The sequence below is a fragment of the Nocardia citri genome (assembly GCF_054065835.1).
The window spans coordinates 25891-42521 of the sequence record NZ_JBSUQM010000022.1; the positions used below are offsets into that span (position 1 = coordinate 25891).

General features: G+C 66.4%; 14 protein-coding genes. 5 read left to right on the plus strand and 9 right to left on the minus strand.

Annotated elements, in window-relative coordinates; translation table 11 throughout:
- Positions 1-11 precede the first annotated feature (11 nt).
- From ACW2Q0_RS24115 to infC, 5 genes are all read right to left on the minus strand, one after another.
- Positions 12-3770, minus strand: a complete 3759-nt coding sequence (locus tag ACW2Q0_RS24115; protein ID WP_457193181.1) for a hypothetical protein — start codon at positions 3768-3770, stop codon at positions 12-14.
- 855 nt (positions 3771-4625) lie between these two features.
- Positions 4626-5423: a TrmH family RNA methyltransferase gene (locus ACW2Q0_RS24120; RefSeq protein ID WP_457193182.1), complete on the minus strand. Its 798-nt coding sequence runs from the start codon at positions 5421-5423 to the stop codon at positions 4626-4628.
- A 38-nt stretch (positions 5424-5461) separates the two neighbouring features.
- On the minus strand, positions 5462-5842 hold the full coding sequence (gene rplT / locus ACW2Q0_RS24125; protein ID WP_040689024.1) for a 50S ribosomal protein L20: 381 nt from the start codon (positions 5840-5842) through the stop codon (positions 5462-5464).
- Between the two features lie 139 nt (positions 5843-5981).
- A complete protein-coding gene (gene rpmI, locus ACW2Q0_RS24130; RefSeq protein WP_062986811.1) occupies positions 5982-6176 on the minus strand; it encodes a 50S ribosomal protein L35 in 195 nt (64 codons plus the stop codon).
- A 60-nt stretch (positions 6177-6236) separates the two neighbouring features.
- Entirely contained in the window at positions 6237-6923 is a 687-nt protein-coding gene (infC, locus tag ACW2Q0_RS24135; RefSeq protein WP_457193243.1) for a translation initiation factor IF-3, read from the minus strand.
- 337 nt (positions 6924-7260) lie between these two features.
- Between infC and ACW2Q0_RS24140 the strand changes: the two genes are divergently transcribed.
- From ACW2Q0_RS24140 to ACW2Q0_RS24155, 4 genes are all read left to right on the plus strand, one after another.
- Positions 7261-7611 carry a DUF1844 domain-containing protein gene (locus ACW2Q0_RS24140; protein ID WP_457193183.1) on the plus strand — a complete coding sequence of 117 codons (351 nt, stop codon included), beginning with the start codon at positions 7261-7263 and terminating at the stop codon, positions 7609-7611.
- An 8-nt stretch (positions 7612-7619) separates the two neighbouring features.
- A complete protein-coding gene (locus ACW2Q0_RS24145) occupies positions 7620-7808 on the plus strand; it encodes an aromatic-ring hydroxylase C-terminal domain-containing protein (protein ID WP_457193184.1) in 189 nt (62 codons plus the stop codon).
- Between the two features lie 165 nt (positions 7809-7973).
- The gene (locus ACW2Q0_RS24150; RefSeq protein WP_457193185.1) at positions 7974-8678 is read left to right on the plus strand and encodes an alpha/beta fold hydrolase; all 705 of its coding nucleotides are present in this window, start codon (positions 7974-7976) and stop codon (positions 8676-8678) included.
- A gap of 12 nt (positions 8679-8690) precedes the next feature.
- The gene (locus tag ACW2Q0_RS24155) at positions 8691-8882 is read left to right on the plus strand and encodes a hypothetical protein (RefSeq protein WP_457193186.1); all 192 of its coding nucleotides are present in this window, start codon (positions 8691-8693) and stop codon (positions 8880-8882) included.
- Positions 8883-8982: 100 nt separating this feature from the next.
- Here ACW2Q0_RS24155 and uvrA read toward each other — a convergent pair whose 3' ends face one another.
- From uvrA to ACW2Q0_RS24170, 3 genes are all read right to left on the minus strand, one after another.
- Entirely contained in the window at positions 8983-12018 is a 3036-nt protein-coding gene (gene uvrA, locus ACW2Q0_RS24160) for an excinuclease ABC subunit UvrA (RefSeq protein WP_457193187.1), read from the minus strand.
- A 117-nt stretch (positions 12019-12135) separates the two neighbouring features.
- A complete protein-coding gene (locus ACW2Q0_RS24165) occupies positions 12136-14232 on the minus strand; it encodes an amylo-alpha-1,6-glucosidase (protein WP_457193188.1) in 2097 nt (698 codons plus the stop codon).
- Positions 14229-14576, minus strand: coding sequence for a hypothetical protein (locus ACW2Q0_RS24170; protein ID WP_457193189.1), 348 nt, complete (start codon positions 14574-14576; stop codon positions 14229-14231). Before ACW2Q0_RS24170 ends, ACW2Q0_RS24165 begins: the two co-directional genes overlap by 4 nt.
- 583 nt (positions 14577-15159) lie before the next feature.
- On the opposite strand from ACW2Q0_RS24170, the gene ACW2Q0_RS24175 reads away from it, so the two are divergent.
- Positions 15160-15792 carry a response regulator gene (locus ACW2Q0_RS24175; protein ID WP_457193190.1) on the plus strand — a complete coding sequence of 211 codons (633 nt, stop codon included), beginning with the start codon at positions 15160-15162 and terminating at the stop codon, positions 15790-15792.
- Here the strand turns inward: ACW2Q0_RS24175 and ACW2Q0_RS24180 are convergent.
- On the minus strand, positions 15789-16577 hold the full coding sequence (locus tag ACW2Q0_RS24180) for a sigma 54 modulation/S30EA ribosomal C-terminal domain-containing protein (RefSeq protein ID WP_457193191.1): 789 nt from the start codon (positions 16575-16577) through the stop codon (positions 15789-15791). The two genes, ACW2Q0_RS24175 and ACW2Q0_RS24180, sit on opposite strands and share 4 nt — an antisense overlap.
- Positions 16578-16631 lie beyond the last annotated feature (54 nt).

Here is a 16631-nt window from a genome sequence, read left to right on the forward strand (position 1 = left end):
AGACGGGTGAATCAGTGCTGGAGAAGGGTGGTGTCGTGGCTCGGGTCGGTGGTCGGATGGACCGTCGACTCGGTGCCGGACGTCAGGCCGCTGGACAGGCCGCTCGCGTGCGAATCGGTCAGTCCGCTGTGGTCTGCGGTGCTGCTGGTGCCTGCGGTGACATCGGTGTGGGTCGCCGTGGTCGCGGCCGAGTGGCCGGTGTCCGTCGAGCTGGTCACGTCAGTGTGCGTGGCGGTCGATCCGGACGTGCTCGCACCGGTCGACGGTGACGTGGCGGCCGACGGCGCGGCCGCCGTGGTGGTCGGCGCGGTCGCACTCGCGCCGGTGTGCGACGTGTCGCTTGCGGTGCCGCTCGAGCTCGATGTGCCCGCCGAGGTCGACGCGGTGCTGCCGGACTGCATCTGGGTGATGTTGTCGCTGGTGTGCGAGCTCACGTTGCCACCGGCGCTGCTGCTACCGCCGAGATCCGCCTTGGGGGCCGAACCGGAGCTGCTCGATGTGCCGGTGTTGTCGCTCGTGGTCGGAGCGGCGGCGTGCGTGGTTGTCGTGGGCCCGGCGGCTGCCGTCGAGCCCGGGGTCGCGGTCGCGCCGGTGGTGGCCGCATGCGAGCCATTTATCGTGATCGTCGTGGTCGACGGGGTGGCACCGGTGGGGCCCGTCGCTCCAGCGGTGCCGGTGGAACCGGGTGTCCCAGCGGTGCCGGTGGATCCGGTTGTCGACGTGTGCGAAGCGCCGGTGGTCGAGGCGCCGATCGTCGCGGCCGCGCGGACATCCGTGCTGGTCGCCTGCGACACCGTGGATGCCAGCGAGGTGCTGGCGGCGTTCGACGCCGACGCCGCGACCGGGGTCGCCACCACCGGTTGCATGGCCGCCGACGCGTCGGTGGCGGCCGCCACCGTGGTGACGGTGGCTGCGGTATGCGCCGCGACCGCGCTGGTCGACTGGCCGATGGATGACTGGGTCAGCGAGGTGCTGCCCGCCACGCCCGGATTCGCCGACGAGCTGGTGACCAGGTTCGGCGAGAAGCCGCCGTTGTGCGCCGTACCGGCCGCGGTGCTCTGCGAGAAGGTCGGGCGGATGTCGGCCGACGGGGCGTTGCCGGTACCCGCGGACGGCGCGCTGCCGCCAGCGGTCTGCGCCGGCCGGGAATCGCCCAGCTGACTGCCGGCCTGCGACGAACCCGCACGAGTGCTCTGGTTACCGCCGCGATTGTCGTCACGGTGCGAGCCGGACCGGTTCTCATCACCGTGTGAGCTAGACCGATTGTCGTCGTACTGTCCGCTCGAGCGGCCGACGCCTTGCCAGCCGTCGTGATCGGCGCCCGAATGGCCGTTGTCGTGGTCGGTGACGCGCTGACCGTTGTCCCGATCGCCGTGATGGTCTTCGCGATCGCGGTCGCCGGTACCGGACCGGCCGCCGTCGAAATCACCTGCGATATTGCCGCCGACACCGGCATCGGCATGCCCGCCGATGCCGACCCTCGAATCACCACCGAAGTGGCCGCCGAGGCCCGAGCGGGCACCCGCATGCCCGAAATCGGCGGCCGGCGCCTGGCCGTGCCCCTGGAAATCGAGCTGCCCGCCGGCATGTCCACCGAAACCAGCGTCGGCATGGTCACCCGCACCGAAACCAGCACGGCCGAAACCAGCCCCGTCGTGGTCACCCACACCGAAACCAGCACCGCCGAAACCAGCGCCGTCGTGATCGCCGACGAAACCGAAGCCGCCGTGGCCCGAGTCGTCGAACCGTGCGCCGTCGAAGCCGACGCTGCTGTGGCCCGAGCCGCCGAAGCCGACGTCGTCACGGGATTCGTCGAACGCACCGAAGCCGCTGTGCGAACCCGGACCATCGACGCCGGTCCCGCCGCCGACGTTCACGCCGAACTCGAAACCGACGTCCCCGACAGTGACGCCGACCTCGACGCCCGCCGAGTCGCCGACCGGAACGCCTGGCCCGCCGTCGGCGGACACACTGTCCTGGACCACGCTGGTCTCCACCGTCGCCGAGAACGCGGGTGCTCCCGGGCCGAGCGACGCGCTGACCGAATGCACGTCGTCCTGCTCTACCCGGGTCTGCGTGAGGGACCCGTCTCCACCGCCGAGCGGGGTGGAGACGCCACCGGCAATCCGGACGCTGTCCTCGGTGACCCGGTGCTCGTCCACGGTCTGGAAGCTGGGCCCGAACCCGGTCAGCGAGGTGTCGGTCTCGTGCACGGCGTCGGACTCGGAGTGCGATTCGTCCACCGACTCGTCGGCCGAGCCGAACGGGGTGCTCACCGCGCGGGTGACCAGTTGGTCGTCGGTCTCGCTGTGTACGGAGTCGATGGTCTGCGAGCCGCCGAACAGGCCGGTCTCGCTGTGCACATGCAGGCTGTCATCCTCGGTGTGGGTGCGATCCACGGTCTCCGAGGCCGAGCCGAACGGGGTGCTCACCGCATTCACGGCGTGGTAGCCGTCGGCCTCATGGTGGCCGGCATCGACAGTCTCGGAGCCGCCGAACAGGCCGCCCTGCTGCGAGATGTGCACGCTGTCCGACTCGGCGTGCGACTGGTCGACGGCCTCGAAGCCGGAAGCCAACGGCGTATCGACCACGTGGGTGACCTGCTGATCGTCGAACTCGCCGTGGGAGGCGTCGACGTTCTGGTAGCCGGTACCGAACCAGCCGGTGCCACGATCGACGTGCAGGCTGTCGTCCTCGGTGTGGGTGCGATCCACGGTCTCCGAGGCCGAGCCGAACGGGGTGCTCACCGCATTCACGGCGTGGTAGCCGTCGGCCTCGTGGTAGTCGGCATCGACAGTCTCGGAGCCGCCGAACAGGCCGCGCTCCTCGGCGACGTGGATGCTGTCGGAGTCGGTGTGGAAGACATCGAACGACTGGTGCGCCGAGCCGAACAGTCCGGTGACCGAGTGGCTGCTTTCCCGGGCATCGGTCTCCCGGTGCGAATCGTCGATGGTCTCCGAGCCGCCGAACCAGCCGTTTGCGGTCGCGACATGGCGGCTGTCGTCCTCGGTGCGCGTGGTCTCGGAGTCGAAGAACTCGGAGCCGAATGGGGTCACCGAGCCGGCCAGATGAACGCTGTCGTCGGCGACGTGGGTCTGCTCGTCGGATTCGAAGGCGCTGCCGAACGGGGTGACGACGCCGGATTCCGTGGCGCTGTGGTCGGCGATATGGCCGCTGCGGTCTGCCGCGAATTCGGTCCCGAACGGGGTGACGGCGTCGGCGACGGCCACGCTGTGGTCCTCGACATGGCTGTGCTCGTCGGATTCGAAGGCGCTGCCGAAGGGGGTCGAGACCGCATCGACGTGGGCATCCTCGTCGTAGGTGTGGGTCTGCTCGGATGCGTCGAACTCGCTGCCGAACGGAAGCGGGTTGTCGACGACGTGGAGGCTGTCGCCGTACACGTGGGTGTGCTCAGCCGCGGCGTACACCGTGCCGACCGGGGAAGGCCCGTCGACGACGTAGCCGCCATGATCGGCGACGTGGCTGCGCTCGTCGGCCTCGAACGCCGGACCGAACGGCGTCGATGTGGCGGCCGCGTCGGTGCCCTGCTCGGCCACATGCATCTCCTGGGTGCCGATTGAACCGCCGCCGATCGGCGCGAACGCGGCACCGACGCCGAAGCCGGCCTGGTCGTGAAGCTCCACGGACGCCTCGGCGCCGGTCCGGGCGGGCGTGTCCACATGCGGGCTGTCGGGGGTCGGGCGATCATTCGCTGGTCCGTTGCCGATGCCGAAGACGGTCTCTTCGCCGAGGTTGGTGCCGAACGCCATGATATTGCCTTTTCTGATCTTTATTTCCGCTGTTGCCTGAGCCCGATCTGATCGCCGGTTCAGCCAGCGAATTTACAGAATTCGAACTGGTGGCCGGATCCGAGCACGCTGTGAATCCGCCGTGAATTCACTCCCGACACACAGGAGACGCTCAGATTTGCCTCGGCGGATACCCAGCGGAAGAATCGGCGCTGCGTGCCGCCGACCGCCCGTGGCGCGGCTGCACTTTTCGAGTGTGGGGCTGACCGAGGCCGCCGAACGCACCCGCAGCGGATACCACCGGCGCGACCGCGCGCGTCGGGGTGCCGCCACCGGCGGCGCCCATCGTTGTGCCAGCATCCGTGCCGGTCGCAGCGCTGATTGTCGCGCCAGGGATCGTGCGGGCCGCCCGCCCGGGCGATTGTAGCCGCTCCAGTCGGGCCGACTGGATCCCCGCTGATGTGCGGAAACAAATGCATGGTAATTGAAAGAGCAAACGGAACCGACGATCCTCAGCACATTCCAGCTATACGCTTTTCGGACATCAAGTCGGGATATACCTGTGGATTTACCGAAAACAGACTTGGTCGTAATGCACCCGCGGATAAGCCGCCGACAAAGGACCATCCGCCGGGCAGGCCGGCCGTGTCGACCGCTAGGCGAACGGGCGAGAATCGAGGAGTTCGAGCACTTTTCACGTAGTCGAGGCGACGCACCGAGCCGCCAGAGACAACGCGAAGGCGACATTCAGATGATCGAGAATTACTTCCAGCCGCAGCATGTACCGGTCCGAGTCGAGCAGGAGGACTGGGACGTACGGTGCGCCGAGTACGGCCTCATCCGGCCCGAGCCTTCGGCTACGGATTCGCGCCCGGGCTATTTCGTGTGCTGGACCCGCGCGCTCGCGTAAAGGCAGATCGCGGCCGCGGCGGCGAGGTTCAGACTCTCGGCCCGGCCATGGATCGGTATGCGCACCCGGTGATCGGCCCGGGTGGCGACCGACGGATCCAGACCATGCGCCTCATTGCCGAACAGCCAGGCCACCGGACCCGCCAGCAGTTCGTCGGCGTCGTCCAGATCAACCTCGCCCTTGGCGGTCGTGGCGAGCACCGTAATACCCGCTGCGACAACGGCATCGAGCACCTCGCCGATATCGCGGTGCCGCGCGATCGGCACATGGAACAGGCTGCCCGCACTGGCACGTACGCATTTGCCATTGTGCGGATCGACCGTATCCCCCGCCAGCACAACACCATTCGCGCCGACCGCGTCGACCACTCGGATGAGTGTGCCCGCATTGCCGGGTTCGGCGATCTCCACCGGGACGGCGAGTAAGGTGGGCTGCTCGGCCAGCACCTGCGCCAGCGGCACGTCGATCTGGTCACACACCGCGACAAGCCCTGGCGCGGTGACGGTTTCACCCAGATGCTGGGCGGCGCGTTCGCTCACCAGCGTAGTGCGCACGCCCGCAGCGGCGGCACCAGCAATCAGCTGGTTCTCCCGCGTGGCGGCGTGCATCGAATAGAACAGCTCGCGCACCCGACCGGTCTCCAGTGCCGCCGCAACCGAATTCGCGCCCTCGGCCAAGAATTGTCTGGTCTTGCGGCGCTGCGCGGCGCGCTGGAGCTTGACAGCGGAAACGACCCGCGGATTGTGCTCGGAGAGCGCTTCCACGGGTCGTTCCGAATGGTGTGTCGTCACGCAGGCGCGGATCAGGCGGCCGGGGCGTTGACGTCCTGCGGGAGGGCGGCCTTGGCAACGGCGACCAGACCGGCGAACGCCTCGGCGTCGGAAACGGCGAGCTCGGCGAGGATCTTGCGGTCCACCTCGACACCGGCGGCCTTGAGGCCCTGGATGAAGCGGTTGTAGGTGATGTCATTCAGGCGCGCCGCGGCGTTGATGCGGGCGATCCAGAGCTTGCGGAAGTCACCCTTGCGCGCCCGGCGGTCCCGGTAGGCGTAGGTGAGCGAGTGCAGCTGCTGTTCCTTGGCCTTGCGGTACAGCCGCGAGCGCTGGCCGCGGTAGCCCTTGGAGGCCTCGAGAACGGAACGACGCTTCTTCTGCGCGTTGACGGCCCTTTTGACGCGTGCCATGGGTCAGTCCTTTGTAGATCTAGGGGGCGCGTGCGTGACGCCCTGGAGGTTGGTCGGTGGTCGGCGTCCGGAATCCCGGTCGCGCGGGTGCTGGCCTTTTCGAGCGACCTACAAGCAGTCGCTACGGAGTAGCTGAGTCTCAGAGACCCAGGAGGCGCTTGACGCGAGGGACGTCAACGGACGCGACGGCCTCCGTGCCGTCCAGACGACGAGTCCGGCGCGTGGACTTGTGCTCGAGCAGGTGGCGACGGTTCGCCTGCTGACGCAGCAGCTTGCCACGGCCCGAAAGCTTGAATCGCTTCGAGGCGCCGCTGTGGCTCTTCATCTTCGGCATGGATTCCTCTATCTGTCTCGTACCGGTGGTCCGCACGGACCACCGGTTTTCTGATCGGTGTTACTGCGGGTCGGCCGGCACGGCCTGTTCGGTGACCGGCGCGCCCGCGGCCGGTGCGGGAGCGGCAGGCGCTTCGGTGGCGGCGGGACGCGGTGCCCGCGAATCCTCCTGCGCCTTCACCCGCGTCTTCGCACCCTTATGCGGCGCGAGGACCATGGTCATATTGCGACCGTCCTGCTTGGCGGAGGTCTCGACGAAACCCAATTCGGCGACGTCGGAGGCCAGACGCTGCAGCAGTCGGAAGCCCAATTCGGGGCGCGACTGCTCACGACCGCGGAACATGATCGTCACCTTGACCTTCGAGCCGGCCTCGAGGAAGCGAACAACGTTGCGCTTCTTGGTCTCGTAGTCGTGATCGTCGATCTTGGGACGGAGCTTCTGCTCCTTGATCACGGTCTGCACCTGGTTCTTACGAGACTCGCGCGCCTTCTGCGCCGTCTCGTACTTGAACTTGCCGTAGTCCATGATCTTGCAGACAGGTGGACGGGCATCCGGCGCGACCTCGACCAGGTCGAGGTCCGCCTCGAGGGCGACGCGTAGTGCATCTTCAACACGCACGATCCCAACCTGTTCACCACCCGGTCCGATGAGTCGGACCTCGGGAACGCGGATGCGATCGTTGATGCGGGTCTCAGTGCTGATGGGGCCTCCTAGGTCAAGCGGTGTCGTCAGACGACCGCACGCAATAACGGCAACCCCTTTTCAACGCAAAGGCCCCGGTGCGGTATTCCGCCACGGGGCCCGAGTCGACCGGCCTTCGACATGAGCATGCTCATGTCGACCTTGTCCGTGATGATCCTCGCGAGGACCCTCCGCACAAGAAACCCGCCCCGAAAGGGCGGGGGACCGGACCGTTTGACCAGTACGATCGCTCGTCGGCAACGGTGGGAGTCGGGCTCCACTTATCAGCCCCGGGCACACCCGGGGCGGTCGTCAGCGAAAAGTCTAACATTCCCACTCGCTATCGCCGAATCGCCCCGCCCCGGCGACCGCACCCGCCGTACCCGATGCCATCCTCGTGACTATGAGTGACGAGGCAGTATCCGACCCGACCGATGTCCGCGAGTTGGCCGATATCCCAGCGGTCGAGATCATCAGCCGCGCCGCGATGATGCTGATGAGCGCGGCAGCGGAGAAGCTCGGGCTCGCCGACGAGGATCCGGACAACAGTCCGCGCCGCGATCTGGACGAGGCGCGGCGCCTGATCACCGCGCTCGCGGGGCTGGTCACCTCGTCCATCGAATACTTCGGGCCGCATGCCGGTCCGTATCGCGACGGCCTGAAGTCGTTGCAGCTCGCCTTCCGCGAGTCCTCGGCACATCCGGACGAGCCGGGCAAGGGTCCGGGCGAGAAGTACACCGGTCCGGTCTACTGATCGAAAAATTGCCCGGCAGGAAATATTGCCCGGCAGACACTAGGCCGACCGGGTCCGATACCGTCATCGCGAAAAGTCCCGACGCGCTACTCATCCGGCCGGACGGATATGTGGCCTGGGCAGGCGAGGCCGGTGGCAATGCGGACCGACTGCGGGATGCGCTGTCGCGCTGGTTCGGCGCGGCTCGGAACTCCTGACAGCCGTCCGAGAAGCGAGCGGTCGCCATCGCCGAACAATTTCGCCGGGCGGATTCCAGTTCATTCTATGAACAATGAAACACTTTGTGCGCGTATACATCTCGGTGATCGAGCAAACTGCTGCAGATTTGGATTCGACGGGCCCCGGCATGCGATGCTCATCGAATGGCACGAATACTTCTGATTCCCGGATTCTGGCTCGGCGCGTGGGCGTGGGACGACGTCGCGGCCGATCTGCGCGCCCGGGGTGACGATGTGTCGGCCCTGACCCTGCCCGGACTGGATCCGGTCGATGACGACCGGCTGGACGCGACCCTGGAAACGCAGGCGCAGGCCATCCTCGACGAGATCGCCTCCGACGAAGCAGTGGTCGTCGCGCACTCCGGTGGCGCGGCGGCCGCCTATCTCGCCACCGATATCGCGCCGGAACGCTTCAGCCGCGGCATTTATGTCGACGCCGCCCCGCTACCCAATGGCTTCATCCTCAATTCCGCATTGGACGCGACCGTTCGCGAACTCGCACTGCCGGATTGGGATCAGTTGGAGGCCGACGGCAATAGTCTCACCGGACTGGACGAAGTATCCCTCGCCCGATTCCGCGAACGCGCCGTCTCCGAACCCGCCGGAGTCGCCGCCGCTCCCCTGCGGCTGAGCGATTCCCGCGCACGCCGCGTCATCCCGACGACGGTGATCTGCTGCAGCATTACCGCGTGCCTGGTCAAACAACTCCGCGACGCCGGTCAGGAACCGATGTTCGCCGAATTGGCCGAAATCGACGCCGAATACATCGATCTGCCCACCGGCCATTGGCCGATGTGGTCCCGATACAAGGAACTCGCCGAACTGATCCACACCATCGCGAACCGCTGAGGCATACCACTTGTGCCACGCCTCGAAGCGGGCGTCTACCGCGGGCTACCGCGCCGCACCACCGACAGCAACGATCTGGGCCGCAAACTTCTGACCCTTACCGAGAACGGCCGCGCAATTCTCGCCGAACGCCGCTCAGCCGGCCACGAACACTTTGCCGAACTCATCGGCGACCGGCTCAGCGCGCCGAGCGAAAGCAGGTAGCGGCGTCGCTGACTCTGCTGCGGCGGCTACTCGACTGATTCCGAGACGGCTGTTACAGCCGGTAGCCGGTGTGCGGCAGAGACAACAGGTCCCGACGAGATCAGCGCAGCGCGGCGGCCTTTCGCGCTGCGCGTTTCGCGGCGGCGGCATTCGGCGCCGGAATCTTGGTAGCCGTCGCCTCGGTGGCCGCGGAATTGTCCGTGGCCTTGGTGGCGGCCTTCTTGACCGGGGCCTTCTTCGCCGCCGTCTTCTTGGCCGGGGCCTTGGGCGCGGTCGCGGCGGGCAGCGACAGGACCTCTTTCAAGAACTGGCCCGTGTAGCTCGGCGCTACTTCGGCAACGTCTTCCGGAGTGCCCTCGGCAACCACTGTGCCGCCGCCGGAGCCACCCTCGGGACCCATATCGATCACCCAATCGGAGGTCTTGATGACATCGAGGTTGTGCTCGATGACGATGACGGTATTGCCCTTGTCCACCAGGCCATTGATGACCAGCAGCAGCTTGCGGATGTCCTCGAAGTGCAGGCCGGTGGTCGGCTCGTCCAGGATGTAGACGGTGCGTCCGGTGGAGCGCTTCTGCAGTTCGGCCGCCAGTTTGACGCGCTGTGCCTCACCACCGGAGAGGGTCGGCGCGCTCTGGCCGAGTCGCACATAGCCCAGGCCGACGTCGACCAGGGTCTTGAGGTAGCGGTGGATCGAGGTGATCGGCTCGAAGAACCCCTCGGCCTCCTCGATCGACATATCGAGCACCTCGGCAATGGTCTTGCCCTTGTAGTGCACCTCGAGGGTCTCCCGGTTGTACCGGGCACCGTGGCAGACCTCGCACGGGACATACACATCCGGTAGGAAGTTCATCTCGATCTTCAATGTGCCATCGCCCGAGCATGCTTCGCAGCGACCACCCTTGATATTGAACGAGAACCGGCCGGGCTGATAGCCGCGCACCTTCGCCTCGGTGGTCGCCGCGAACAGGGTCCGGATCTTGTCGAATACGCCGGTATAGGTAGCCGGATTCGAGCGCGGCGTCCGACCGATGGGCGACTGGTCCACCTGCACGAGCTTGTCCAGATGATCGAGGCCGTTGATCCGGGCATGCCGACCAGGCACTTGCCGCGCACCGTTCAGCTTGTTCGCGAGCACGGTGGCCAGAATGTCGTTGACCAGCGTGGACTTACCGGAACCGGAAACACCGGTGACCGCGGTGAGCACGCCGAGCGGAAAGCTGACGTCGATATTGCGCAGGTTGTGTTCGTTCGCACCGACCACGGTGAGCTGACGCTTCTTGCTGACCGGCCGCCGCACCATCGGCACCTCGATGCGCTCGCGGCCCGAAAGATACGCACCGGTCAGCGATTTCGGGTCGGTGAGCAGTTCGCGATACGGGCCGCTGTGCACGACCTCACCGCCGTGCTCACCGGCCAGCGGACCGATATCGACCACCCAGTCCGAGGCCCGAATGGTGTCCTCGTCGTGTTCGACCACGATCAGCGTATTGCCCAGATTCCGCAGCCGCGTGAGGGTTTCGATGAGACGCCGGTTGTCCCGCTGATGCAGACCGATCGACGGTTCGTCGAGTACGTACAGCACCCCGACCAGCCCGGATCCGATCTGGGTCGCCAACCGGATCCGCTGTGCCTCACCACCGGACAGCGTCGCCGCGGCCCGCGACAGGCTCAGATACTCCAGTCCGACATCCAACAGGAAGCCGAGCCGCGCCTGCACTTCCCTGAGCACCTGCCCGGCGATGGCGGTCTCGCGCTTCCCCAGCGTCAATGCGTTCAGGAATGCCGAGCAATCACCGATCGACAACTCGCTCACCTCGGCGATGGACTTCTGCTCACCGCCCGAGGCGATGGTGACAGCCAGAATTTCCGGACGCAGCCGAGCACCGTTGCACACCGGGCACGGCACATCGCGCATGTACCCGTCGTAATGCTCCTTCATCTGCTCGGATTCGGTGCTCTCCATGCGCCGCTGCAGGAACGGCATCACGCCCTCGAAATCGGCGTAGTACGAACGCTTGCGGCCGTACCGGTTGGTGTAGGAGACGTGCACCTGATCCGAACTGCCCTCCAGCACCGCCTTGCGTGCCTTCAGCGGCAGGTCCTGCCACGGCGTATCCATGGAGAATCCGTTGGATTCGGCCAGACCCGACAGCAGCCGGGTGAAGTATTCGGCAGTCTGTCCGCGCGACCACGGTGCGATCGCGCCCTCGGCCAGGCTCAATTCGGGATCGGGCACCACCAGATCCGGATCGACCTCTTTGCGGACGCCGAGTCCGGTGCAGTCCGGGCACGCGCCGTAGGGCGAGTTGAACGAGAACGAGCGCGGTTCGAGATCCTCGATATCGAGCGGGTGGCCATTGGGACAGGCCAGGCGTTCGGAGAACCGGCGCTCCCGATCGTGGGCGTGCTCGTCGCGGTCGACGAAGTCCAGTACTACTATGCCGTCGGCCAACCGCAGCGCGGTCTCGATCGAATCGGTAAGGCGCTGTTTGGAACTCGGCTTCACCTGGAGCCGGTCCACCACGACCTCGACGTCGTGCTTCTCCTGCTTCTTCAGCTTCGGCGGATCGGTGAGCGGATACACCACGCCGTCGACCCGGACACGCGAATAGCCCTGGGTGTTCAACTGGTCGAACAGGTCGACGAATTCGCCCTTGCGGGTGCGCACCACCGGCGCGAGCACCTGGAATTTGATGCCCTCCTCCATGGCGAGCACCTGGTCCACGATCTGCTGTGGAGTCTGTTTGGCGATCAGCTCACCGCAGACCGGGCAGTGCGGAGTGCCGGCGCGCGCATAGAGCAGACGCAGGTAGTCGTAGACCTCGGTGATGGTGCCGACCGTCGATCGGGGGTTGCGATTGGTCGACTTCTGGTCGATCGATACCGCGGGCGAAAGTCCCTCGATGAAGTCGACGTCCGGCTTATCCATCTGCCCGAGGAATTGGCGCGCGTACGCGGACAGCGATTCGACATAGCGGCGCTGCCCCTCGGCGAAGATCGTGTCGAAGGCGAGGCTGGATTTGCCCGAACCGGATAGACCGGTGAACACAATGAGACTGTCACGGGGCAAATCGAGGTCGACGCTCTTGAGATTGTGCTCCCGAGCTCCGCGCACAGTGAGGCGTTCCGCCACCAGGTGGTCCCTTCTCGATCGTGTCGGTCCAACAGACGTGATACCCCCAGCGCCATGCTAGGCCGACCCACCGACAAGTTTCGTCGCGCGCCGAGCACCCTGGGGCATCGGTCCAGGTCAGGAGTCGGATCGACGCAGCTTTCCAGCCAATCCGCTGAGCTGCCAGCCCGCATTGTCCACGGTGACGGTGAGCACATCCGACCCCACCCGGACCCCGCTCACCCGCAGCGGCAGGTACCGATCCGGCACCACGGGCGCGACCGACGCCGACCCGCTGCCCGGCTCCAATCGCAACATACTCCGCATGAAAAGCAGCGGCGCCGCCGAGGCCCACGCCTGCGGCGAGCACGAGGTCGGATACGGCACCGGCGCGTCGAACTCCGCGCGGTCGAAACCGCTGAACAGCTCGGGCAGTCGATAACCGAAGCGAGTCGACGCGTCGAGCACCCCATCGATCACGCGGTTGGCATGCCCGGTGTAGCCGTAGCGCATCAGTCCGGCAGCGCAGATCGCGTTGTCATGCGGCCACACCGATCCGTTGTGGTAGCTGACCGGGTTGTAGGCACCCATATTGGTCGCCAACGTGCGGATCCCCCATCCGCTGAACATCTCGGGCGACAGCAGGTGATCCGCGACCGACCCCGCCTTGTCCGCGTCGATGATCCCGGTCCACAGACAATGCCCGATATTCGAGGTCAGCGCGTCGATCGGGTGTTTGTCACCATCCAGACCGATGGCGTACCAACCGTGCTCGGGCAACCAGAACGCCTTGTTGAACGCTTCCTTCAACGCGGCCGCCTTGGCACGGAACCGGTCCGCGGTCGGGTGATCGCCCATATCGGCCGCGAGCGCCGCCCGCGCCACATACGCCGCGTACACATACCCCTGCACCTCGGCCAGCGCGATCGGCGCCTCCGGCAGTCGGCCGTCGGCGAAGTTCACCCCGTCCCAGGAGTCCTTCCAGCCCTGATTCGCCAAGCCGTGGTCGGCGGCGCGCTGATATTCGACGAATCCGTCGCCGTCGGCATCCCCGTAGTGCTCGATCCACTCCAGCGCCCGATCCGCGTGTGGCAGCAGTTCGTCCCTGGTCTCGGCATCCAGTCCCCACCGATGCAACTCACCGAGCAGCATCACGAACAGCGGCGTGGCGTCGGCGGTTCCGTAATACACGGTGTCGCCACCGAGCAGCAGTGTCGCGGCCCGCCCGAACCGCACCTCATGCGGGATCCGCCCCGGCTGCTCCTCGGTCACGGCGCGAACCTCGGTGCCCTGCAGGCCCGCCAGACTCTGCAGCGTGCCGACGGCCAGTCGCCGGTCCAGCGGCAGCACCATCCACGAGGTGAGCAGTGAGTCCCGCCCGAACAGCGCCATGAACCACGGTGCACCCGCGGCGACCACCGCGCGCTCCGGATGACCGGGGTCGAAGATGCGCAGCGCGCCGAGATCGACGACCGCGCGCCGCAATACCGCGGCGAGCGTCTGATCCTCGGTGTGCACCGACGGCGAATTCTCGTACCATTCACGCATCCGCAGTGCGGGCGCACTGTGCGATATGGGATTTCCACACACATGCCGCGGCGTCACCACCGATCCGAGCGTGGGCTGGTACTGGATACATACCGACCATTCCCCGCGTCCGCGCAGATCGACCTGCCACCGCAATTCGCGGTCGACGGCGGTCGCCCCCGCGGCGCTGACCGTCACCGCCAGCGGCAGATCGGTCCGGCTGATCTCGACCGCGCCCGCTGTCGACTTGCTCTTGGTGACCACCACGCTGCCGCCGATCCGCCCCTCCTTCACTTCGAACAGATCGGCGAAATCGGCATCGAGCTCCAGCACGACCACACAGCTGATCGCCGCACCGGAGAGATTGCGCACGGTCACGTCCTCGCGCATGCCGTCGCCGACATACCGCGCGATGGTCACCAGTGCCGTGCTGTCGGCACGTCCGGGCCGCGGCGGGGTCCTGGCCAGCAGCGTCGCGCTGAAGGGCTCGGTGTGCTGGACCGCGAGTGGCTGCGGCGCCAACCCGTCGATGGTCAGCCGCCACCGTGACAGCACCCTGGTGTCGCGCACGAACAAGCCCTCGGCCCGATTCGGGCTGATGCCACCGCCGTCCTCACTGATGCAGAAGGTCGAGCCCTCGACCAGAGTGACCCCGGCGACCGCACGTGGCGCCCCGAGATCGGCGCCGTCCCCCCAGGGGCTCGTCAAGCGACCGGGGTGGGCCACAGGGCCCGGCTCGTCCGCGCACCGGTCAGGATGCGTCGATACGGCCGTTCGTGGTCGCCGGCCAACGGCAGCCGGTCGAACCGGCACTGCGCGGCCCGGCGGCGGACCAGTCGGTCGATCGTGGCGATCCGGTCCAGCGCATCGGCGTACCGCACCAGCTCTGCCCGAGGCGCCAATGGCTCCTCGTGCGCTTCGGGGTCGTCGGCTCCCATCAGTGGACGCACCCGCTCAGTGTAGAGGCGCCACTCCCGCGGCTGATGGATCTTGGTGATCGTCACCGGTTTTCGGCGCGCCGACCGGGCCGCCTGGTGCGCCCTGCTCCGCATTCACCCCACCGACGAAGACCAGGTAGCGGTAGCCACCGCCGACCAGTCCGAACCGGTGTGTGGTGCGATCGGCCCGATCTTCACGGACATGTCCCTACTGCTTCGGGTCCCGGCTCCGATTCGATAACGGGCATCTCCCGAATGGCGCGGCCCTGCGCGAACCGCCATTGCACGCCGCATTCGCAGCACCGGAACAGGGTATCCCGGTGGTCGACGAAGGTGCCGATACCCCGCGAACCGCAATCGGGACAGCTCTGCGGCGGACCGAAAATATTGCCGAAATCGAGCGTCGCTGAATATGTCATTGTTCGAGACACCTTTGCATTGGGCCCTCCAAGGCCACGCTGCCGAATCCCTCTATGAATGACTTCGGCATCAGCATACCTGGAACCCCGATTCACACAATGCCATTCGATCGGTCGGTTTTTCCCGGCGTTTCGATATTGCGCGCCGGTACATTCGATCAGCCATTACTCGAAATTGTCGCATCCGATATACCGATACGGCCCGCCACAGGCTACCTTGTCGGGTAGGGCCAGACGCCGGGGATGCACGAGATCCCCTGCACCGCAAAGGAGGTCGCGTGATCACAGTGTTCCTCGTCGACGACCACGAGATCGTCCGACGCGGCCTCGTCGACCTGCTGGAAAGCGATCCGGAACTCACCGTGATCGGCCAAGCCGGCGATGTCGCCGACGCCATGGCGAGCATTCCCGCACTGCGACCCGATGTCGCCGTACTGGACGTCCGACTACCCGATGGGAACGGCATCGAGCTGTGCCGCGACCTGCTCGCGGAAATCAACGATTTGCGTTGCCTCATTCTGACGTCCTACACCGATGAACACACCATGCTGGACGCGATATCGGCGGGCGCGAGCGGCTATGTCGTCAAGAACATCAAGGGCATGGAATTGGCCGCGGCGATCAAAGATGTCGGCGCGGGCCGTTCGCTGTTGGATAACCGCGCGGCAGCCGCACTGAAGGCCCGGCTGCGTCCCAGCGCCGAAAACGACGGACCGCTGGCCGGCCTCACCGAACAAGAACGCAGACTGCTCGCACTGCTCGGCGAGGGATTGACCAATCGACAAATCGCGGCGCGCATGTTCCTTGCCGAAAAGACTGTCAAGAATTACGTTTCCCGGCTGCTGGCCAAACTCGGCATGGAACGGCGCACCCAGGCCGCGGTGCTGGCCTCCAAACTGCTTGAGAGCTAGCGAATTTCGGATGGAATGACGATGGTGAGATCGCCGTCGTAACGGCGATACAGCAGTCGGCCGCGACCGCTGTCGGCATCGGTGAAGAACAGGAACGGCAGCCCGTTACGGCACAACCAGGTCACCGCCGCCTCCTCGAGCAGAGTCGGTGCCGGATACGAATCCATCAGCAGAGGTAGGGAATTCACCGTGAGCGGCCGATCCGGTCGATCCTGCGGCGCCTGGGTCGTGCGCTGCCTGGTCAGCCGGACGCCGAGCGGATCCGCCCAGCTCACCAGGGCATCCTCACCGGTTTCGGTATCGCTGAACAGGTAGGAGTCGTAGTCCATCGCATCCATTACCGCTGTCGCCTCGGCAGGCGTACCGGTCAGCAACGCGCAGTGCTTGCGCCGCACGACCGGGCGCGGCTCGGTGACCCTGGCCAGGGGCGGACGCGCCGGATCGGGCCACTCGCGGGACTGTTTGGTCGCCAACCGGGCGATCTGTCGGTCCAGCCGCTCCACGGCGAAGGTCACCGCGAAGCCGCGCGGACCGGTGACCTGCACCCGGGTCGGTGTATCGTGCATGCGAATGTTGGCCTGCACCAACGTGGGTTCGTCAGAATCCACCGGCACGGTCACCCGCACCCGTGCCGACGCGTCGAGGTGGTGCCGGCGCAGTACGCGACCGATCCCCCGCATCGCCCTGGTCACATCGGCGGGCGGCACCGCTCCCCGGGTGGTCACGGCCAGTTCGGGATCGGCGGCGGTGGCCCACAGCTCCGAAGAACCCAACGGCGAATTCATAGGACTTCCCTACTTTCTATTCCCGGTGTGCGACCATGCCATCACCGCTACGCT